Here is an 18,444-nt window from a genome sequence, read left to right as displayed (position 1 = left end):
TAGTCTCGGATGCGTGATTTGTCCGAAGTGTCAGAACCGGATGCGGACCGTCGACAAGAACGGCATCCACATCGAACAGTGCGAGGCGTGCCGGGGGATCTTCTTGGACCACGGTGAGCTGGAGCAGATCGCCGGAGCCGAGAGCTCGTATTACGGCGGGGCGCAGCCACCGCCGCGCTACGGGCGGGCGGACTCGCCGCGCCCGTACCGAGGTGGGCACGGGGACTCGCCGAAGCCCTATCGCGGTGGTGGGTATTCGGATTCGCCTAGGCCTTATGGGGGCAGTGGGGGTTACTCGGACTCGCCGCGGCCCTACAGCGGGCATCGCGGCTACGCGGACTCACCTCGGCCCCACGGGGGTCACCGCAAACGCGGCTTCCTCGAGAACCTGTTCGACTGAGTTGCTTTCCGTCGATCCGGTTCCCGGCGCGGGCCCGGGGCCGGCTCTTGATCCAGTGCCCGCCCTCGACCTGCGGATTTGTCCCGCGTGCGGCGATCGTGCCGACCGCCCGCGGGTCGAGGGCGCGGTGCTGGAGTGTGTCCTCTGTGGACACCGGTGGCCGTTCCGGCGGCTGCCGCTGTTCGCGCTCACCGGCCCGAGCGGCGCGGGCAAGTCCACTGTCGGCCCGGCGCTGGCCGCGCGGCTGGCCGGGGATGCGGTGGTGCTGGAACAGGACGTCCTGTGGGCGGGCGCCCTCCGCGACGACATCCCGGGCTTCCGCGCGGCCTGGCTCCGTATGGCGGCGATGCTGCACCAGAACGGCCGGCCGGTCGTCCTGTGCGGCACCGTCGCCCCACAGGAAATCGAGCCCCTGCCGGAACGCGCCTTCTTCTCCGACGTGCACTACCTCGCACTCGTCGCCGACGACGCGGCGCTCCGCAAACGCTTGCGAGCCCGCCCCGCGTGGCGCGAATGGGACGAGCCGCGCATCGACGAGATGCTCGAGTTCAACCACTGGATCCGCACCCAGGTCCCGCACCTCGATACGACGACCACCCCGCTCGATGACGTGGTCACGCAGGCGGAGAAGTGGGTTAGGTCGAACCTAACCGGCTGACCGGCCAGCGGGGATGGGCTGGGTCGGACCCAGCAACCGTCCACAGCCCCCCGCCGGTTGGGCCGGACCTAGCGACTTGTCCACAAGCGCAGCGAGCACCGTTGGGCCCGACCTAACTCAACTCCCACTGAAGCCCATCCGGCTCATCCAGCCAGAACTCCTGCCGCGAGCCATCCACCGTCAGGCCGAAGCGGTCGCGCTCCGGGCGGCCCAGGGAGTTCCACAGGACGAGGGCGCGCTCGGCGAGGTCCCACAAGCCGCGGGGGCCGCCTTGGGCGGTTTCGAGCGTGTCGCCGTGGGTGCGGACGCGGGCCCACGAGCCGTCGGGGTGGGTGAGGGCGAAGGGGCCCGCTTGGGGGTCCCCCGAGGAAATCGCGTCGGTCGAGCCGTCGGGGAGTTCGCGGACCGGGTGGACGCCCGGGAGTTCCAAGGAGGCGAAGAACTCGAACTTCAAGTGCGGCTTCAGCAGCAAATCAATCGGCAGCTGCGTCGGCCGCCAATCCGCGGAAGCGGGCGAAGGCAGAGCAGCCGGAGCCGGGAGGCGGTGGGCGCGCAGGGGCATGAAGCGACCGTCGCGGGCCAGGACCCGCCCGTGGCCCGTCGCGCCCGAGCCGGCGACCAGCCGGACCAGCCCCGCGCCCAACGGCCGGTTCAATGTCGTCACCACGAGGCCGCCCGGCACCGTCTGCTCAAGCCAAGCCGGCGGCACCGAAGAAACCGAGGCCGTGCACAACACCCGGTCGAACAGGACCCCGGCCGGAAACCCGAGCGCCCCATCGCCAACCTCGCACGACGGCGCATACCCCGCCTCCTGCAGATGCCCACGCGCAGCCGAAACCAGCCCCGCATCAACATCCACAGTGGACACCGAACCCGACCCGCAACGATGGCTCAGCAGAGCCGCGTTGTACCCCGTCCCGGTCCCGATCTCCAGCACCCGCTGCCGGTCCTCCACGCGCAGCTCCTCGAGCATGATCGCCATGATCGCGGGCATGCTCGAAGAACTTGTCGGCACTCCGTCGATCGGCCCCTCGCGTCGAGCCTTGTCCCACAGGGACGAATCGTCGTCGAGCTGCGTCACCAGCACGTCGGGGGAGTAGACCCGCTCCAGCCACCCCGGATCGTCACGGTCGACAGCCGCCCAGCCCTCGTCGACGCGCGTGAAGAACTGCGGCAGGAACACGTGGCGCGGCACGCCGCGAAAGGCCTCGACCCACTTCGGGTCGTGCAGCACGTCCTCGTCGACCAGGTGCTTGACCAGCCTGCGGCGCAACCGCTGAGTCGCCATGGGGACCACCGTAGCCGGGTGAGCGGAACCACACCTGAAAGTGCAAGCAGAGTGCTTGCAATAGCTAGCACCTCCGCGTACGGTCGGAAGTGTCGCGAGGAGGTGACCGGATGACAGAACCCGGCGGGACCCAAAACCCGATCGAGAAGGTCGCGGACATCGCCTCCGACATCGGCGAGTACATCCGCCAGCAGCGGAGTTCGGCGAAGATTTCGTTGCGGCAGTTGTCGAAGCTCGCCGGCGTGTCCAATCCGTACCTGAGCCAGATCGAGCGCGGGGTCCGCAAACCCAGCGCGGAGATCCTGCAGCAGATCGCCAAAGGTCTGCGGATTTCGGCCGAAGCGCTTTACGTGCAAGCAGGAATCCTCGACTTGCCCACGGGAGGCCCGGTCGGCGACGCGATTCGCGCCGACACCGTGCTGACCGAGCGGCAGAAGCAGGTTCTGCTCGACGTCTACGAGTCCTTCCGGCGGGAGAACGCCGCCGGCACGCCCGCTGAGCCACCGGCAACCACCAAGACCACCCACGACACCACAGAGGAGTCGGCATGACCACGCCCAAGACCGAGGACGTCCGCAAGGCCGTCAGCACCGCCATCGACCAGGTCCGCACCCCGCTGCTCGCCGCGCTCGGCGCCGGCAACCTCGCGAGCCAGGCCGTGACCGACGCCGTCGCGAAGGCCCGTAAGAGCGGCGAGAACGCCCGCAAGAACCTCGAAGAGCTGCCCACCGACGTCGAGAGCCTCCGCGGCAAGCTCGACCCGGCCGAGCTGCGCAAGGTCATCGACGAGTACACCGAGGCCGCGCTCAAGCTCTACAACAAGCTGGCCGAGTCCGGCGAGCAGACCTGGGACAAGATCTCCGCGCAGCCGCAGGTGAAGAAGGCCCTCGACCAGCTCGAGGACGCGCTGACCACCGCGCAGGAGCGCGTGGACGGCCTGGCCGGCGAGACCCGCGAGCGTGTCGACGGCGTGCTGGCCAAGGTCACGAAGCGCACCCGCTCCGTCGGCGAGAAGACGGCCCGCAAGGTGACCGAGGTCGCCGACGAGACCGCCGAAGCCGTCGAGGACCTCGGCGACGACCTCGCCCACGAGACCCGCTCGGTCGCCCGCAAGGCCGCGAACCGCACGGCGCCGAAGACCGCTTCGCCCGCCCGCCGCACCACCACGACGGTCGCGAAGAAGCCGGCCGCCGCGCCGAAGACCGAGAAGTAAGCCCGAGAACGACACCAGCCCGCTCCCCGGCGCGCCGCACCGACAGGTCGGCCCGCCGGGGAGCGGGTTTCTCGCGGTTCGGGTGGCAGGAGCTGCAACGCCGGAGCCGCTTCCACGCGCCGCACCGGCGAAGTCGGTCGCCAGGAGATCCGCTCCCGATGGCCGGCAAGGAGGGACGGCCGCCTTTTCGGACGCGCGCCACAACCCCGCCCGTTCGCTGGCAGCCGCTCACGACGGCGGACAAACGGCGAGAGGCCGCTTTCCCGCCGCGGTACGACCCGGGCAGCCGCTCGCGATGGTCGGGAAGCAGATGCGGATTCCCCCGTGCTGTGCGGCACGACCCCGCCTTTTCGGCGGGCAGGTGTGCTCACGAGTGCCGAGAAAGGGCCGGCGCCGCGGCTACCTCGGTGGCGGGGCAGAGTCCCGCCGTAAGGCCGGCAACGGTGAGACCGCGTCACCGCGCGACTGCCCGGCCCGGCTCAAAAGCCGGCCCGACATGCCCGTTCCCCGCCCACCACACCGCCGCATCGGCAAACCCGAACCACAGGGCCGAACGCAAGACCCCCACCAGGACAGAGAATTAGGTCACACCCACCCCACATCCCGGCGCTTGTGAAGTGCCGGGCCACCGGCGCGTTGGGTGGTTTGCCGTAAGCTGGCGTCCGTGCTTGTTGCCGCTTGGATACTTCAGGTCATCCACTGGGGCAGCGCCTTGGTCGGGCTTTTCGCCTTCGTTCACGCGCTGCTGCAGCGCTCCGACGCGTACCAGGCGGCCGACCGCAAGACCAAGCCGATCTGGTTGCTGATCACCGGCGGCGCCACGCTCGCGATGGTTCTGTTCGGCTACAACGTCAGCGGTGTCGGGTTCATCTTCTGGGTGCCCGCGATGGCCGCCGCGCTCGTGTACCTGGTGGACGTCCGTCCGAGGCTCATCGAGGTGCAGCGGGGCAAGCGCAACTGGTAGCCGCGTAGATTCTCTCAATGTGACCACCTGGACCATCGCCGGGAGCCTCACGGTCGTCCCCGCGCCCACCCGCACCGACCTGCTCGCCGAACCCGTCGCGAAGGCGCTCGCTGCCCTCGCGGAACCCGACGCGGTCGGCGTCACGGAGATCGATCCCGAGCTCGCCGACACCGCGGCCTTCTGCGAGACCTACGGCTCGCCCCTCGAAGCGTCGGCCAACTGCGTCGTCGTCGCCGGCAAGCGCGCCGGCGAAGTGCGCTTCGCGGCGGCGCTCGTGCTCGCCACCACCCGCGCCGACGTGAACGGCGTGATCAAGCGTCGCCTCGACGTGCGCAAGGCGTCCTTCGCGCCCATGGATGAAGCCGTGTCCCTCACCGGCATGGAGTACGGCGGCATCACGCCCGTCGGCCTGCCCGCCGAGTGGCCGATCCTCATCGACGCCCGCGTGGCCGCCGCGCCGGAGCTCGTGATCGGCAGCGGCATCCGCGGCAGCAAGCTCCTCATCTCCGGCGCCGCCCTGCAGACGCTCCCCAACGCCGAGGTCATCGAGGACCTCGCCCGGTGACTGTGCCGCACTCGGTCTGGCTCCGCTACCTGACCGGCGACGACATCGACAGCCTCGGCATCACCGACGCCGACATCGTGGGCGCCGTCGAGGACGTGCTGGCCGACCACGGCCGCGGCGACGTCGTGTTCGAGCCGCGCACGCACCTCGTGCCCGACAACGGCGGCAAGGGCCACTTCAACATCCTGCGCGGCCACCTCTCGGCCAAGCAGGTCAGCGGCGTGAAGGTGGTCGGCGACTTCGTCGGCAACTTCGAACGCGGCCTGCCCAGCGAGATGGCCCTGATCCTCCTGCTCGACCCCGAGACGGGCATGCCGCGCGCGATCGTCGACGGCACCATGATCACCGAGGCCCGCACGGGCGCGATGACGGCCGTCGGCGCGAAACACCTGGCGCGGCCGGGTTCGAAGGTGCTCGGCCATGTCGGCGCACGCGGCACGGCGTGGTGGAACGTGGTGCTGCTCGACTCGCTCTTCGACTTCGACGAGATCCGCGTGACGAGCAAACGCCCCGAGTCCCGCGAGGGCTTCGCGCACCGGCTCACCGAGCACCTCGGCAAGCAGGTCCGCGTCTGCGAAACCGCCGCCGAAACCCTCGACGGCGCCGACGTGCTCGTGGAAGCTTCCCGCCTGACGGAGCCGGAAGCGTTGGTGCGCAAGGAGTTCCTGCGGCCCGGCGCGTTCCTCGTGCCCTACGGCACCATCAGCGCGCTGGAGCTCACGCTGCTCGACGCCGTGGACAAGGTCGTGGTCGACAACTGGCGCGAGTCGCAGTCGGGCAACCCCCGCTTCGGCGCCCTGCGGCCGCACCTCAACGCCGGGCTGCTCACCGAAACCGGTGTCCACGCCGAGATCGGCGACGTCGTCGCGGGCAACCGCCCCGGCCGCGAAAGCGACGACGAGCGCATCCTCTTCTGGCACCGCGGACTGTCCACAACGGACGTCGCCGTCGCGCACATGATCCTGCAACGCGCGGAAGCGGCGGACGTCGGCACGATGCTGCCGTACCGGTGATCGTCCGCGAACCCGCCGACGTCCTCGCGGCCGGCAGCGAGCCGGGGGAACCCCTCGAACTGCACCCGGACCTGCTCAGGCGCGTCAAAGAGAACCGCGCCGCGATGCTGGCCGTGCTCGACGCCGCAGACGGCCCGGTCTACGGCGTCAACACCGGCATGGGCCGCCTCGCCGGCGTCAAGCTCACCGCCACCCAGCAGTCCGAGCACCAGCACAACCTGCTGGTCGGCCGCGCGGTCGGTGGCCGGCCGTGGCTGTCCGCGGAGCTCACGCGCGCGCTCCTGCTCATGCGCCTGCGCGGGTTCCTGCGACCCGAAGCGGCCGTGAGCCCGGAGCTCGTCACGTTCCTCGCCGACCGCCTCAACGACGGCTTCCTCCCCGCCGTCCCCCGCGACGGCCTCGGCAGCGCCGGCGAAATCATCCCGCTGGCGCACGCGTTCCAGACGTTCACCGGCCTCGGCACCGTGCTGGAAGACGGCGTCGAAACACCCGCCGCGACCGCCCTCGCCGACAGGAACACAAAGCCGCTCGAGCTCGGCCCCAAGGAAGGCGCGAGCCTCATCCAGGGCTCCCCGCTGGCCCAGGCCTACGCGTGGACTCTCTCCGGCCGCGTGCGCCAGCTGGTCGACCTGCAGACGCTGTGCGCCGCCATCGCCGTGGACGTGCTCAGCGCACCGCGCGAGGTGTACCGCTACCCGGTGGCGAACCGGCACGCCCAAGCCGTGCTTTCCGAAGTGCTGTCCCTCACGAGCGGCTCCTCCACGCGCCCGGTGGTCCAGGCACCGGTTTCGGTGCGGGTCGGCCCGCGGGTGATCGGCTTCGTGGACCAGGCGTGCGCCGACCTCGTCGAAACGCTCGGGGAAACCTGGCAGACACCGGACGACTCACCGTCCTTTGTGGATGGAAAGCTCGTGCCCACGACCGGTTACCACGCGGCGGAGCTGGGGCTGCGCATGGACGCGATGAAAGCCGCGCTCGTGCACGCCGGCGAGATCTCCGTGCAGCGCACCCACCGGCTCCTCGACCCGCAGTTCAGCGGCCTGCCCCCGCAGCTGGCCGTGGACCCCGGCCCGCAGGCGGGCCTGACGCCGCTGCACAAACGTGCCGTCGGCGAGCTGCACTCGCTGCGCCGCCTCGCCGCGCCGGCGACCCCGGGCTCGCTGGACACGTCGGCCGGCCAGGAGGACGTGCAGGCCTTCGCCTGGGCCGCGGGCCACGAGCTGGAAGTGGCCGTGGACCACGTCTTCGCCATCACCGCGTGCGAGCTGATCGCCGGCGCGCAGGCCCGCCACCTCGGCGACGGCCCCGGCAGCCCCGGGCTCCGCGCGATCTACGAGTGGATCACCGAACGGGTGCCGCCGGTCCTGGTCGACCGGCCGCTGGGCCCGGACGTCGAACGGCTCGTGGCCGCGTGCCGCGATGCCTACTTCAACGACCTCAGCTAGTCGCGCCGAGCCGTCTGCAGTGCGACACCCTTCGGCGTCGCCCAACGAGTCAGCAACGCGAAGATCCCTTCGCACAGCAGCGCCAGGATGATCACGGCCAGACCGCCGCCGAAGATCTCGCCGTAGCCCTGGGCGCCTTCGGCGAAGCCGTCAACGATGTAGCGGCCGAGGCCGCCGCCGTCGTTGACGATGGCGCCGATCGCGACGGTGGCCACCAGCTGCAGGAACGCCACGCGGGCGCCGGCGACGATCACCGGGGAGGCCAGCGGCAGTTCCAAGCGAAGCATGATCTGCCATTCGCGGTAGCCGGTGCCGCGCGCCGCGTCGATGGTCTCCTGTTCCAGCTGCACCACGCCGGCGTAGGTGTTGGTGAACAGCGGCGGCAGCGCCAGGCCGACGAGCGCGAGCAGCAGCGGCCAGAAGTCCGTGTCGGCGCCCCAGCGGCTGGCCAGGAACCAGAACAGGATGATCAGGCCGAAGCTCGGGATCGCCCGCCCGATGTTCACGGCGCTGCTCGCGAGGAACGCACCGCGACGGTAGTGCGCGAGCCACAGCGCGAGCGGGATCGTGAGCACGGCCGCGACCACCAGCGACAGCACGGAGAACCACAGGTGCTCCACCGTCCGGTACGGCACCCCCGCGGGGTCGGTCCAGCTCCAGCGGTTCGGCGCCGAGAGCCACTCGCCCAGCTGCGTGAAGACGTTCATCGCGCCCGCACCTTCCGCACCCACGGCGCCAGCGCGCGCTCGCTCAGCCACAACAACAGGTCGACGACCACCGCGAGCACCACCGACAGCACCACGCCGACGATGATCGGGCTCGGGTTCGGCGTGGTCGTCTGGATGCCGGCGCGGATGAAGTATCCGAGCCCGCCCATGCCGAGCAGCGACGTGACCGTGACGAGGCCGATCGTGGTCACGGCGGCCACGCGCAGGCCCGCGATCACCACGGGCAGCGCCAGCGGCAGCTCCACCTGCCACAGCAGCCGCCCGCGTGTGAAGCCCATGCCGATCGCCGCCTCGCGCACCTCCGCGGGCACCTGCTGCACGCCCGTGACGATGTTGCGGATCAGGATCAGCAGCGTGTAAGTGGCCAGCGGGATCACCGCCGTGGTGAACGTGAGCCCGAAGAACGGCACCAGCAGCGCGAACGCCCCCAGGCTCGGGATCACGTACAGGGCACCCGCCGTGCCCAGCACCAACGGGTAGAACCAGCGGTACCGCAGGCAGAGCGTGGCCAGCGCCAGCGACACCACCAAGCCGATGCCCAGGGCCGTGGCCGTGAGGGCGATGTGTTCACCGAGGCGTTGGCCGATGGCGTCGGCGTTGCGCTCGACCCACCGCCACTCGAAGATCGGCCGGCTGCTCTCGGTGAGCAGCGGGGTGACCGAAGACGCATGCACCACGGAAGGTTACCCCGTTCGAGCGCCGCGATTTCGGTTGTTGAGATTCGATGCCGGTGATTCCCGGTATGTGGTTTCTGTCGTGGCTCACGGTTAGGGTCCAATCCTCTGTTCGTGACACGAGGAGTGTGGGGACGTGCGCTGGACCCGGAAAATCCGAGCGGCCGCGTGGGTGGCGGTGGCCGCGCTCGGCCTGACCGCGTGCGGGGGTGGGGGCTCCGACAGTGGCCAGCCCGCCGCGCAGAGCAAGGGCGGGGCGCCGATCGTCGTCGCGTCGTTCAACTTCACCGACAGTCAGATCCTGGCGGAGATCTACGCGGGCGCGCTCGAGGCCAAGGGCTACCCCGTCACGCGCAAGCTGAACCTGGGTTCGCGGGAGCTGATCTACCCGTCGCTCAAGTCGGGTGAGCTGCAGTTCCTGCCCGAGTACCAGGGCGCGGCGATCACCACGGGCTTCGGCAAGGACGCCGTGAAGACGGCCGACGGTGAGCACCAGCAGCTCACCGACCTGTTCGCGCCGGACGGCATCGCGCTGCTGAACTACGCCGCGGCCGAGGACAAGAACACCTACATCATGAAGGCCGACGTCGCGAAGGCCAACGGCATCACGAGCATCAGCGACCTCAAGAAGCTGCCCAAGGTCGTCATGGCCGGGCCGCCGGAGTGCGAGTCGCGGCTGCCTTGCTACAAGGGCTTCACCGACGTCTACAAGCTGACGAACACCTCGTTCCAGACCGTGCAGGAAGCCGGGCCGCGCGTGCAGCAGCTCGACTCCGGCGCGGCGACCGTGATCCCGGTCGACTCGGTGAGCCCGCTGGTCGGCGACCCGCAGTACCTGGCGCTCAAGGACGACCTGCAGATCGTGCCGACGGAGAACGTGGTGCCGGCGGTGAACAAGAAGGTGCTCGACGAGCGTGGCGCCGACTTCGCGGCCGCCGTCAACGCCGTTTCGGCGAAGCTGACCACCGACGGCATGCGCGAGCTGAACAAGCGCGTGGACTCCGACGGTGACCCGGCTGCCGACGTCGCGAAGGACTGGCTGACGCAGCAGGGTCTCGCCTGAGTGTGTTCAGCGGGAAACGGGCCGTCCGGAACTTTCCGGACGGCCCGTTTTTGTGTGACCCTCGGCGGAAAACCCCTGGTGACGCGGTGCCCGATCGGGTGGTGTGCGAAGGTGGCGCGTGAGGGGTTCTCCAGTACAGCTGAGGAGCGAGATGGGTAAGGTCACGGCCGCCGCGGAGCGCACGATCGCCGCGCCGGTGGACAGGGTTCGCGAGCTGGTCGCCGACTACGCCGAGACCCGGCCGAAGCTGCTCACCGAGCACTACCGCGACTACGAGGTCACCGAGGGTGGCGTGGGCGCGGGCACCAAGGCGAGCTGGAAGCTGCAGGCCACGTCGAAGCGCGTGCGCGACGTCGCCGCGACCGTGAGCGAGCCGGCGCCGGGCACCCTCGTGGAGACCGACGCGAACTCCAGCATGGTCACGACCTGGACGGTTTCGTCGTCGGGCACCGCCAGCGTCGTGCGCATCGAGACGAGCTGGGACGGCGCCGGTGGTGTCGGCGGCTTCTTCGAGAAGACGTTCGCGCCCGGTGGGCTGAAGAAGATCTACGACGGCGTGCTCGGCAAGCTCGAGGAGATCGTGTAGCGCTTGCCACACGGCCGGGCATAATCGGAATGATCGCCCCGGTTGGCTCGTTGGGGCGGGTGTATGCGGGGCGATGGCCCCGGTTCAGACCCAGTCTCATGAATGGAGTCCCGTGGTGAACGCACCGACCCAGGCGACCGAGATCCGGCTCGCCGCCCGCCCGCACGGCGTGCCGACGTCGGCCAACTTCGACGTCGTCGACACCGACATCCCGACGCCGGCCGACGGTCAGCTCCTGGTGCGCAACGTGTTCATGAGCGTCGACCCGGCCATGCGCGGCCGGATGAACGACGCCAAGTCCTACGCGCCGCCCTTCGCGGTCGGCGAGGCGATGAGCGGCGGTGCGGTCGGCGAGGTCGTGGAGTCCACTGTGGACGGCTTCAAGCCTGGTGACCATGTGCTGCACCAGCTCGGCTGGCGCACCCACGCCGTGGTCGACGCGACGAAGGTCGTGAAGGTCGACGGTTCCGTCGCCCCGCTTTCGACGTACCTGGGCGTGCTCGGCATGCCGGGCCTCACCGCGTACGCCGGGCTCCTGGTCACCGCGGAGTTCAAGCCGGGCGACACGGTGTTCGTCTCCGGTGCGGCCGGCGCGGTGGGTTCGCTGGTCGGCCAGCTGGCGAAGCTCAAGGGCGCCAAGCGCGTGATCGGCAGCGCGGGTTCGGCGGAGAAGGTGCGCCACCTCGTGGAGGATCTCGGCTTCGATGCCGCCTTCAACTACAAGGACGGCCCCGTCGCCCAGCAGCTGGCCGCCGCCGCGCCCGAGGGCATCGACGTGTACTTCGACAACGTCGGCGGCGAGCACCTCGAGGCCGCCATCGCGTCGATGAACCTGCACCGGCGCATCACCGTGTGCGGCATGATCTCGCAGTACAACGCCACCGAGGCCACCCCCGCGCCGCGCAACCTGGTGCAGATCATCGCCAAGCGCCTGACCATTCGGGGCATGCTTGTGCTCGACCACTGGCACCTGCAGCAGCAGTTCGTGTCCGAAGTGGCGCCGCTGGTGGCCTCCGGCGAGATCAAGTACTCGGAGACCGTTGTGGACGGCATCCGCAACGCGCCGGACGCCTTCCTTGGCCTCCTCAGCGGCGCGAACACCGGCAAGATGCTGGTGCGGCTCAGCTGATTTTCGCGGCCAGCTCGGGCAGGCTCGTCGCCGTGTAGGTGGCGGGCCGGCCTGGGAGTGGCCGCTGGTTGTCCCTCGCGATGAGGGCGGTCTCCATCCCGACTGCCTCCGCCCCCGCCAGGTCCCACCCGTGCGCGGCGATCATCACGGCTTTCGTTGTGCCGCAAGCGCTCAGCACCTGCCGGTACGGCTCGGGCGCGGGCTTGAGCCGGCTTACTTGCTGCGCCGAGAAGATCCGGTCGAACCTCGTCGCGAGCCCCGCGTTCTGCAACTGCGCCTCCGCCGTGGCGAGCGGCGAGTTCGTCAAGGCGACGACTTGGTGGCCGGCTCGCTTGAGCGTTCGGAGGGCTTCGTCGACATCGGCGTGGGCGGGCAGGGACCGCAGCCCGTCGCCGATCCTGGCCAGGTCGTTGTCCGTGAGCTCGCGGCCGTACCGGCCCGCGATATCCACGGCGGCCAGCCCGGCGATCTCCGCGAAGTCCCGATAGCCCCCGGTCGCCGTCACGGTCAACGCCGTGTGCACCACCAGCGCGAACCACTCCTGCCGCGCCGTGGGGCTCCCGGTGAGCTCGCGGAACAGCGCATCGAGCGCCCGGAGGTCGAGCAGCGTCTCGTTCACGTCGAACACGCAGAGCATGCGGACTCACCTCACTGCGTCCGGTAGGCCTCGATCACGATCCGCGCCGCCCTCGTCGACTTGGCCACCACCTGGTCGGCCGAGTACCCCATGCGGGGCGACACTCCCTCCAGGTACAGCGAGCCGTAGCCGTGGGACTGGGCGTTGAGTTGTTCCAGCAGTTCGAGGGCCGTGGCGTGGCCGTCGGTGACGGCGAGGCTGAGGGTGAGGAACGTGCCGAACATGGCGCGGCGCTGGTCGTGCATCTCGGTGTACTCGGGGTTGGCCAGGCCGTCGGCGAAGAGGACCGGGAAGCCGAGGCGCGTGTCGATGAAGAAGCGCGTGTAGGTGCCCTGCGCGGAGGCCAGGCGGGTGACCGGGTCGGGCTCCTCGGTGATGACCTTGTCGACCAGGTCACGCAGCCGGCAGGCGGCAGTGGCGGCGACGGCGGCCATCAGGCTCGACCGGTCGGGGAAGTGGCGGTAGGGCGCGGCGGCGGAGACGTTCGCGCGTTTCGCGACCTGGGCGACGGAGAACCCCGCCAGGCCCTGCTCGGCGATCAGGTCGAGTGACACGCGCACGAGCTCGGAGCGCAGGTCGCCGTGGTGGTACTTGGCGCCCATGCCGTGGATCACACCCCTTCTTGGTCGCGCGGATGTAAGACCCCTCTTACTATAGAAGATGTAAGAGGGGTCTTACATGGTCCGGGCGGCTGAGCCCGGAATCGTCTGGAGGATTTCATGACCACCACCACGCCCGCCATCGCCGCACCGGCCGCGGGGCAGCCGCTCGCGCCGACGACGATCGTGCGCCGCGACCTGCGTCCGGACGACGTGCTGATCGACGTCGCCTTCGCCGGCATCTGCCACAGCGACATCCACCAGGTCCGGGAGGAGTGGGGCGGCTCGATCTTCCCGATGGTGCCGGGCCACGAGATCGCGGGCGTCGTCGCCGCGGTGGGCGCGAACGTGACGAAGTACCAGGTCGGCGAGCGCGTCGGCGTCGGCTGCATGGTCGACTCGTGCGGCGAGTGCGAGTACTGCGTCGCGGGCACCGAGCAGTTCTGCGTGAAGGGCAACGTGCCCACGTACAACGGTGTCGGCTTCGACGGTGAGAACACCTACGGCGGTTACAGCCGCCAGGTCGTGGTGAAGGACGCCTTCGTCTGCCGCATCCCCGAGGGCATCGCCCTCGACGTCGCCGCGCCGCTGCTGTGCGCGGGCATCACCACGTACTCGCCGCTGCGCCAGTGGGGCGTGGGCCCGGGCAAGAAGGTCGCGATCGTGGGCTTCGGCGGCCTCGGCCACCTGGCCGTGAAGCTCGCCGCCGCGATGGGCGCCGAGGTCACCGTGCTGAGCCAGAGCCTGAAGAAGCAGGAAGATGGCCTGAAGCTCGGCGCCAAGGACTACTACGCCACCAGCGACGAGGCCACTTTCGACACCCTGCGCGGCCGGTTCGACGTCATCCTCAACACCGTGTCCGCGAAGCTGCCGGTGGACCTCTACCTCGGCCTGCTGCGGGTCGGCGGCGCGATGGTGAACGTCGGCGCGCCCGGCGAACCCCTGTCGTACAACGCTTTCTCGCTGCTGGGTGGCAACAAGACGCTGGCCGGCTCGATGATCGGCGGCATCGCCGAGACACAGGAGATGCTCGAGTTCTGCGCCGAGCACGGCATCGGCGCCGAGGTCGAGACGATCTCCGCCGACCAGGTCAACGAGGCCTACGAGCGCGTGGCCACCAGCGACGTGCGCTACCGCTTCGTGATCGACGCCTCCACCATCACGGCGTGACCGACCCCAATGTGGCGTTCGGTGCGCTCAACGCACCGAACGCCACATTGGGTGCGCTCAACGCAACCAACGCCACATTGGGGTGCTCACATGCGGGACAACAGCCGGTCGCGCGCCACTTCCAGGTGCGCGGCCATCGCTTTGCGCGCCGCCACCGCGCTGCCCGACACGAGCGCCTCGACGATGTCGCGGTGCTCCGAGATCGTCTGCTCGCCGAACGGCTGGTTGTAGTTGAGCCGGAAGAAGTGCAGGTGGCAGTGGGTGCGGGCGAACGCCTGCTCCACCGCGGCGTTGCCCGCGATGCGCAGCACCAGCTCGTGCAAGCGCGCGTCGTGCGCGGTCAATGCCTTGTAGTCGCTGTATGCGTCGTGCGCGGGCGCGGCGGGGCACGTCGCCAGCTCCGCGCGCAACGCCGCCGAATGGCCGTCCGACATCGCCTTCGCGGCCAGCCCGGCGCTCGGCGGCTCCAGCAGCATCCGCAGCGAGTACATGTCGTCGACCTCGCGCCTGCTCAGCAGCTCGGTCACGCGATAGCCACGCAACGGCAGGCGGCTCACCAGCTCCTCGGATTCGAGGCGCGCCAACGCTTCCCGCACCGGCGTGCCCGAGACCCCCAGCTCCCGCGCGATCTCGTCGATGTTCACGCGGGCGCCGGGCGCGATGCCGTCGTTCATGATGAGGGCGCGGAGCTGCTCGTAGACGCCGTCGGCGAGCACCTGCCGGGCCGGCAGCGCGACGAGCCCGCGCTCCGCGCCCGGCTTCATGCGCGGTCCACAGTGGACAGGTCGAGCAGCAGCGCCTGCGCCGGGTCCAGCACCGGCATCGGCAGGCCCGCCACCGCGAGCACGGCACCCGAAAGTTCCAGCGGCCCGTCGACAGCCCGCGTGAACCACTCCGGCGCCGCCACCTCGCGCAACGACGGCAGCCCGGCTTCGGTCCGCACGCGAACGCGATACAACCGCGACCGGTCCAGCCCCGGCAGCCGCACGCGTCCGGGCTGTCCCGCCGCGCCCGTCGCCAAGCGGGCCCAGCAGAACAGCGCACGGGTGTCCGAAACCACGCCGTGCAGGTACGCGTCGGCGTCCGGCAGGTCGGCGCGGACCACGCGTCCGCCGTGCAGCAGCGGCCGGAACTCCTTGTACAGCCGCGCCCACGCCGTGAACGCCGCCAGCTCCTCCGGCGTGCTGCGCGTGAGGTCGGCCTCGATCCCCGCGTGGCCGAACAACGCCGTGACCAGCCGGAACGACAGGTCCGTCACGCGTGCGGTCGTGTGGCTGCGCTCGGCGCCGACGTGCGAGCCGATCACCTCCGGCGGGATCAGCTGCGCGGTCCAGCGCTGGATCGCCTGCCGTTCGAGCGGGTCGATGCAGTCCGACGCCCACACGCGGTCAGTGCGGCTCAGGATCCCCAGGTCGACGCGGCCGCCGCCGCTCGCGCAGCTCTCGATCTCCAGCATCGGATGGCGGAGACGCAGCTCGTCGAGCAGCCGGTACAGCGCGAGCGTCTGCGCACGCGAGCCCGCCCGGCCCGTGACCCGGTCGTACGCCTCGTGCAGCTCGCGGTTGTGGTCCCACTTGAGGTAGTCGACGCCGTACTCGCCCACCAGCGCGTCGAGGGATTCGAGCAGGTACTGGTACGCCTCGGGGTGCGCGATGTTCAGCGGGTACTGGTTGCGCGAAGGCGCGCCCAGGTCAGCGGGCCCGAGAAGCCACGAAGGGTGCTCCCGGGCCGTGTCGGAGTCGAGGTTCACCATCTCCGGCTCGACCCACAGCCCGAACTCCATCCCCAGCGCGTGCACGCGTTCCACCAGTGGCGTAAGGCCTTGCGGCCAGACGGCGCGGTCGACGGTCCAGTCGCCGAGGCCCGCAGTGTCGTCGCGTCGGCCGCGGAACCAGCCGTCGTCGAGCACGAGCCGTTCCACGCCGGCCTTCGCGGCCAGCTCCGTGAGCTCCAGCAGGCGGTCGAGGTCGTGCTCGAAGTACACGGCTTCCCACGTGTTCAACGTCAACGGCCGCGGTTTGCCCGTGTGCGTGGCCCGCGCGCGGTGATACGCGTGGAACCGCGCGGCGAGCCCGTCGAGTCCTTCGTCCGACCAGGCGAAACACACTACGGGCGCCACGTACGACTCCCCCGCTGCGAGCCGGACCTCGCCGGGCCGCAGCAGTTCACCGCCGCCGAGCACGCTCGCGTGCACGCCGGCGCCTTCGGGCAGCTGCTCGGCGAACCACTTCTGGTCGCCGCTCCACGCCACGTGCATACCCCAGACTTCCCCTGAGGCGAAGGAAAACCCGGGCTCGCCGACCGTCAACAGGTACGGCGAGTCCGCGCCCGGCTTGCCGCGGCGCACCTCGCGCACGTGGCCCCCGTACGCCAGCGGCACCCGCTGCGGGCTGCGTTCCCGGCACCACTTGCCGGTGAAGTCGAGCACCTCCGCCGCCCGCCGGGGCAGCGGCAGCACGGCCACCACCCCGGCGAGGTCGTACGGTTCGGCGCCCGCGTCCGCGTGGCGGGTCACCTCGGTCGCGACCTCCAGCACCCCCGAAGGGGTCAGCCGGTAGGTCAGCTCCACGTCCAGCCCGGACGACGCGTCGGTGAGCTCCAGCGTCAACGCACCGTCGTCCTGGGAGAAGCCCCGCAGCACCGGCCGCGGCACCGCGCCGCGCCCGGCGGTGTGGCCCGACACCGCGGGGATGCCGGACCACGTTTCCGCTTCCGTGGGCCACACGGAAAACGGGCGGGGCACGTCGGGTGCGTTGTTGAGCACCGCTCCGCCGGCGGTCAGCCGCAGTGCCTCGGCGTCCACTTCGGACAGCACGCCGAGGTCGGCGCCCCAGTGCAGCACGCGCGGCACCGGCCGGCCGAGTTCCACGGCGAAACTCGTGCCGGCGGCCCGCAGGCCGACCACCGTAGGGCTGGACATGTCCTCACTCCTGACTCCCGGGCGTTCCTACTTCTTGGCGAGCAGCGAAACGCTCTGCTTCTCCATGTCGGGGAACACGTCGTCGTTGCGGTTGTGCGAGTAGAACGACTCGAGCAGCGGCTCCTCCGCGGCCTGCACGGCGGCGCCGTTGGCGTAGACCTCGGCCGGGTAGAGCGAGCCGTTCTTCAGCATCGCGGTGAACACCGACAGGTCCACACCCTGCGGCTTCATGGCCGCGGTGGTCGCGTCCATCGAGGCCGGGATCGACGGGAAGAACGTGCCCGTCTTCGACGCCGCGGTCTGGCAGTCCTGCGAACCCATGTACGAGACCCACTTCCAGGTCAGGTCGGGGTTCTTCGTGCCGGCCCAGATCGTGTTGCCGTTGGAGTTCGACGTCAGCGCGCGGGTCTTGCCGTCGGGCCCGGTGGGCGGCGCGGCGATCCCGATCTTCACACCCGGCAGCTTCGCGAAGCTCGGCGCGGACCAGGAACCCGAGAGCTCCATGGCGACCTTGCCCGAGCCGATGAGGTCGGCGTCGCTGACGGTGGCCTGGCCGCCGCCGGTGGTGAACGTGCCGAGCTTGGGCGCGAGGCCGCGGTCGGTGAGCGTGCGGATGTAGTTCACGGTCTTGACGAACCGCGGGTCGCTGTAGTTGAACTTCGTCGGCCATTCCGGCTTGTCACCGAGGCGCCAGCCCAGCGTCGAGGCGAACGCGCTGAAGGTCACCTGGCCGATGAAGTCCTTCGCCGCGAGCTGGCCCATGCCGTAGGTGGCGACGTTGTTCTTGTCGAAGCCCGGCTGGTCGCCGCGCACGCCCTTCTTGTCGACACTCAGGTGCGCCACCATCTTGTCGAACGTGCCGCCGTCGTCGGGATTCCAGCTGAGGTTCTGCACGTCGGCGGCGGTGTAGCCGGCCTTGGTGAGGGTATCGGTGTTGTAGTAGAGACCGGCCGACGCCCAGTCGAGCGGCAGGCCGTACTGCTTGCCGTCGGTGAACTTCCACGAGTCGACGCCCACGGAGAACTTCTTGAGGTCGAAGTTGTCCTTTTTGATGTAATCGTCGAGCGGCAGCAGCTGATGCTGGCTCGCGTAGGCCTGCAGGAACTGCACGCTGTCCTGGAACGCGTCGGGCGCGGTGCCCGCGACGAACCCGGCGGTGAGCTTCGTGAAGTAGTCGGCCACGGTGTACTGGGAGATCTTCACCGTGGTGCCGGGGTTGGCCTTCTGGAAGGCGTCGGCGCACACCTGGTAGGCGGCGGCCTGGTGGTCGTCCCAGGTCCACCAGTTCACGGTGTTGCCGCCGGCGTCGGCCGAGCCACCGCCGCAGCCGGCCAGCACTGCTCCGAGCACCGCCGCCAGCCCGGTGGCGGCCCAAGTGCGGATCTTCATGGG

At 70.1% G+C, this 18,444-nt stretch carries 20 protein-coding genes; 12 read left to right on the top strand and 8 right to left on the bottom strand.

The features are described 5' to 3' along the window. The first annotated feature begins 13 nt into the window (after positions 1-13). Entirely contained in the window at positions 14-400 is a 387-nt protein-coding gene (locus ABZU76_RS10030; protein ID WP_354867011.1) for a zf-TFIIB domain-containing protein, read from the top strand. 55 nt (positions 401-455) lie between these two features. Beyond that, positions 456-1,058, top strand: a complete 603-nt coding sequence (locus ABZU76_RS10025) for an AAA family ATPase (protein ID WP_354867009.1) — start codon at positions 456-458, stop codon at positions 1,056-1,058. Between the two features lie 112 nt (positions 1,059-1,170). On the opposite strand, the gene ABZU76_RS10020 is transcribed toward ABZU76_RS10025, so the two are convergent. Next, positions 1,171-2,346 carry a methyltransferase domain-containing protein gene (locus ABZU76_RS10020; protein ID WP_354867007.1) on the bottom strand — a complete coding sequence of 392 codons (1,176 nt, stop codon included), beginning with the start codon at positions 2,344-2,346 and terminating at the stop codon, positions 1,171-1,173. Positions 2,347-2,456: 110 nt separating this feature from the next. On the opposite strand from ABZU76_RS10020, the gene ABZU76_RS10015 reads away from it, so the two are divergent. The 6 genes from ABZU76_RS10015 (at position 2,457) to ABZU76_RS09990 (ending at position 7,546) form a co-directional block, all read left to right on the top strand. Further along, entirely contained in the window at positions 2,457-2,897 is a 441-nt protein-coding gene (locus ABZU76_RS10015; protein WP_354867005.1) for a helix-turn-helix transcriptional regulator, read from the top strand. Continuing rightward, positions 2,894-3,559: a hypothetical protein gene (locus tag ABZU76_RS10010; RefSeq protein WP_354867003.1), complete on the top strand. Its 666-nt coding sequence runs from the start codon at positions 2,894-2,896 to the stop codon at positions 3,557-3,559. Before ABZU76_RS10015 ends, ABZU76_RS10010 begins: the two co-directional genes overlap by 4 nt. 664 nt (positions 3,560-4,223) lie before the next feature. Then, positions 4,224-4,523 (top strand): DUF2516 family protein, encoded by a 300-nt coding sequence (locus ABZU76_RS10005; RefSeq protein ID WP_354867001.1) that lies wholly within the window; start codon positions 4,224-4,226, stop codon positions 4,521-4,523. A gap of 19 nt (positions 4,524-4,542) precedes the next feature. Next, positions 4,543-5,088 carry a YbaK/EbsC family protein gene (locus ABZU76_RS10000; protein ID WP_354866999.1) on the top strand — a complete coding sequence of 182 codons (546 nt, stop codon included), beginning with the start codon at positions 4,543-4,545 and terminating at the stop codon, positions 5,086-5,088. Beyond that, positions 5,085-6,101 carry an ornithine cyclodeaminase family protein gene (locus tag ABZU76_RS09995; protein WP_354866997.1) on the top strand — a complete coding sequence of 339 codons (1,017 nt, stop codon included), beginning with the start codon at positions 5,085-5,087 and terminating at the stop codon, positions 6,099-6,101. Before ABZU76_RS10000 ends, ABZU76_RS09995 begins: the two co-directional genes overlap by 4 nt. Further along, entirely contained in the window at positions 6,098-7,546 is a 1,449-nt protein-coding gene (locus ABZU76_RS09990) for an aromatic amino acid lyase (protein WP_354866995.1), read from the top strand. Before ABZU76_RS09995 ends, ABZU76_RS09990 begins: the two co-directional genes overlap by 4 nt. Here the strand turns inward: ABZU76_RS09990 and ABZU76_RS09985 are convergent. Then, positions 7,543-8,253, bottom strand: a complete 711-nt coding sequence (locus ABZU76_RS09985) for an ABC transporter permease (protein WP_220245907.1) — start codon at positions 8,251-8,253, stop codon at positions 7,543-7,545. The genes ABZU76_RS09990 and ABZU76_RS09985 overlap by 4 nt on opposite strands. Continuing rightward, positions 8,250-8,948 carry an ABC transporter permease gene (locus tag ABZU76_RS09980; RefSeq protein WP_354866993.1) on the bottom strand — a complete coding sequence of 233 codons (699 nt, stop codon included), beginning with the start codon at positions 8,946-8,948 and terminating at the stop codon, positions 8,250-8,252. Before ABZU76_RS09980 ends, ABZU76_RS09985 begins: the two co-directional genes overlap by 4 nt. Before the next feature lie 136 nt (positions 8,949-9,084). Between ABZU76_RS09980 and ABZU76_RS09975 the strand changes: the two genes are divergently transcribed. The 3 genes from ABZU76_RS09975 (at position 9,085) to ABZU76_RS09965 (ending at position 11,726) form a co-directional block, all read left to right on the top strand. Further along, positions 9,085-10,011: an ABC transporter substrate-binding protein gene (locus ABZU76_RS09975; protein ID WP_354866991.1), complete on the top strand. Its 927-nt coding sequence runs from the start codon at positions 9,085-9,087 to the stop codon at positions 10,009-10,011. Between the two features lie 151 nt (positions 10,012-10,162). Then, the gene (locus tag ABZU76_RS09970; protein ID WP_354866989.1) at positions 10,163-10,597 is read left to right on the top strand and encodes an SRPBCC family protein; all 435 of its coding nucleotides are present in this window, start codon (positions 10,163-10,165) and stop codon (positions 10,595-10,597) included. A 73-nt stretch (positions 10,598-10,670) separates the two neighbouring features. Continuing rightward, positions 10,671-11,726: an NADP-dependent oxidoreductase gene (locus ABZU76_RS09965; protein ID WP_354866987.1), complete on the top strand. Its 1,056-nt coding sequence runs from the start codon at positions 10,671-10,673 to the stop codon at positions 11,724-11,726. Here the strand turns inward: ABZU76_RS09965 and ABZU76_RS09960 are convergent. Together ABZU76_RS09960 and ABZU76_RS09955 are read right to left on the bottom strand one after the other, a co-directional pair. Then, positions 11,719-12,363, bottom strand: a complete 645-nt coding sequence (locus ABZU76_RS09960; protein WP_354866985.1) for a haloacid dehalogenase type II — start codon at positions 12,361-12,363, stop codon at positions 11,719-11,721. The two genes, ABZU76_RS09965 and ABZU76_RS09960, sit on opposite strands and share 8 nt — an antisense overlap. A gap of 11 nt (positions 12,364-12,374) precedes the next feature. Further along, on the bottom strand, positions 12,375-12,965 hold the full coding sequence (locus ABZU76_RS09955; RefSeq protein WP_354866983.1) for a TetR/AcrR family transcriptional regulator: 591 nt from the start codon (positions 12,963-12,965) through the stop codon (positions 12,375-12,377). 117 nt (positions 12,966-13,082) lie between these two features. On the opposite strand from ABZU76_RS09955, the gene ABZU76_RS09950 reads away from it, so the two are divergent. Then, entirely contained in the window at positions 13,083-14,132 is a 1,050-nt protein-coding gene (locus ABZU76_RS09950) for an NAD(P)-dependent alcohol dehydrogenase (RefSeq protein ID WP_354866981.1), read from the top strand. An 86-nt stretch (positions 14,133-14,218) separates the two neighbouring features. On the opposite strand, the gene ABZU76_RS09945 is transcribed toward ABZU76_RS09950, so the two are convergent. From ABZU76_RS09945 to ABZU76_RS09935, 3 genes are read right to left on the bottom strand one after another with little or no spacing between them, the layout of a single operon-like run. Further along, positions 14,219-14,896 carry a GntR family transcriptional regulator gene (locus ABZU76_RS09945; protein ID WP_354866979.1) on the bottom strand — a complete coding sequence of 226 codons (678 nt, stop codon included), beginning with the start codon at positions 14,894-14,896 and terminating at the stop codon, positions 14,219-14,221. Beyond that, positions 14,893-17,052 carry an alpha-galactosidase gene (locus tag ABZU76_RS09940; protein ID WP_354866977.1) on the bottom strand — a complete coding sequence of 720 codons (2,160 nt, stop codon included), beginning with the start codon at positions 17,050-17,052 and terminating at the stop codon, positions 14,893-14,895. Before ABZU76_RS09940 ends, ABZU76_RS09945 begins: the two co-directional genes overlap by 4 nt. A gap of 27 nt (positions 17,053-17,079) precedes the next feature. Then, the gene (locus ABZU76_RS09935; RefSeq protein ID WP_354866975.1) at positions 17,080-18,441 is read right to left on the bottom strand and encodes a sugar ABC transporter substrate-binding protein; all 1,362 of its coding nucleotides are present in this window, start codon (positions 18,439-18,441) and stop codon (positions 17,080-17,082) included. Between the last annotated feature and the right edge of the window lie 3 nt (positions 18,442-18,444).

Origin of the sequence: Amycolatopsis sp. NPDC005232 (genome assembly GCF_040607795.1) — a bacterium.
Lineage (GTDB): Bacteria > Actinomycetota > Actinomycetes > Mycobacteriales > Pseudonocardiaceae > Amycolatopsis.
The sequence above is the reverse complement of the archived record's forward strand: the minus strand, read 5'-3'. Positions and strand labels throughout refer to the sequence as shown.

Bases quoted from the DNA above. Each gene is read 5' to 3' on its own strand.
- ABZU76_RS09940 (WP_354866977.1), bottom strand. From the start codon at position 17,052: ATGTCCAGCCCTACGGTGGTCGGCCTGCGGGCCGCCGGCACGAGTTTC.
- ABZU76_RS09965 (WP_354866987.1), top strand. From the start codon at position 10,671: ATGGCCCCGGTTCAGACCCAGTCTCATGAATGGAGTCCCGTGGTGAAC.
- ABZU76_RS09935 (WP_354866975.1), bottom strand. From the start codon at position 18,441: ATGAAGATCCGCACTTGGGCCGCCACCGGGCTGGCGGCGGTGCTCGGA.
- ABZU76_RS09960 (WP_354866985.1), bottom strand. From the start codon at position 12,363: ATGCTCTGCGTGTTCGACGTGAACGAGACGCTGCTCGACCTCCGGGCG.
- ABZU76_RS09955 (WP_354866983.1), bottom strand. From the start codon at position 12,965: ATGGGCGCCAAGTACCACCACGGCGACCTGCGCTCCGAGCTCGTGCGC.
- ABZU76_RS10010 (WP_354867003.1), top strand. From the start codon at position 2,894: ATGACCACGCCCAAGACCGAGGACGTCCGCAAGGCCGTCAGCACCGCC.
- ABZU76_RS09950 (WP_354866981.1), top strand. From the start codon at position 13,083: ATGACCACCACCACGCCCGCCATCGCCGCACCGGCCGCGGGGCAGCCG.
- ABZU76_RS09970 (WP_354866989.1), top strand. From the start codon at position 10,163: ATGGGTAAGGTCACGGCCGCCGCGGAGCGCACGATCGCCGCGCCGGTG.
- ABZU76_RS10015 (WP_354867005.1), top strand. From the start codon at position 2,457: ATGACAGAACCCGGCGGGACCCAAAACCCGATCGAGAAGGTCGCGGAC.
- ABZU76_RS09985 (WP_220245907.1), bottom strand. From the start codon at position 8,253: ATGAACGTCTTCACGCAGCTGGGCGAGTGGCTCTCGGCGCCGAACCGC.
- ABZU76_RS09945 (WP_354866979.1), bottom strand. From the start codon at position 14,896: ATGAAGCCGGGCGCGGAGCGCGGGCTCGTCGCGCTGCCGGCCCGGCAG.
- ABZU76_RS10020 (WP_354867007.1), bottom strand. From the start codon at position 2,346: ATGGCGACTCAGCGGTTGCGCCGCAGGCTGGTCAAGCACCTGGTCGAC.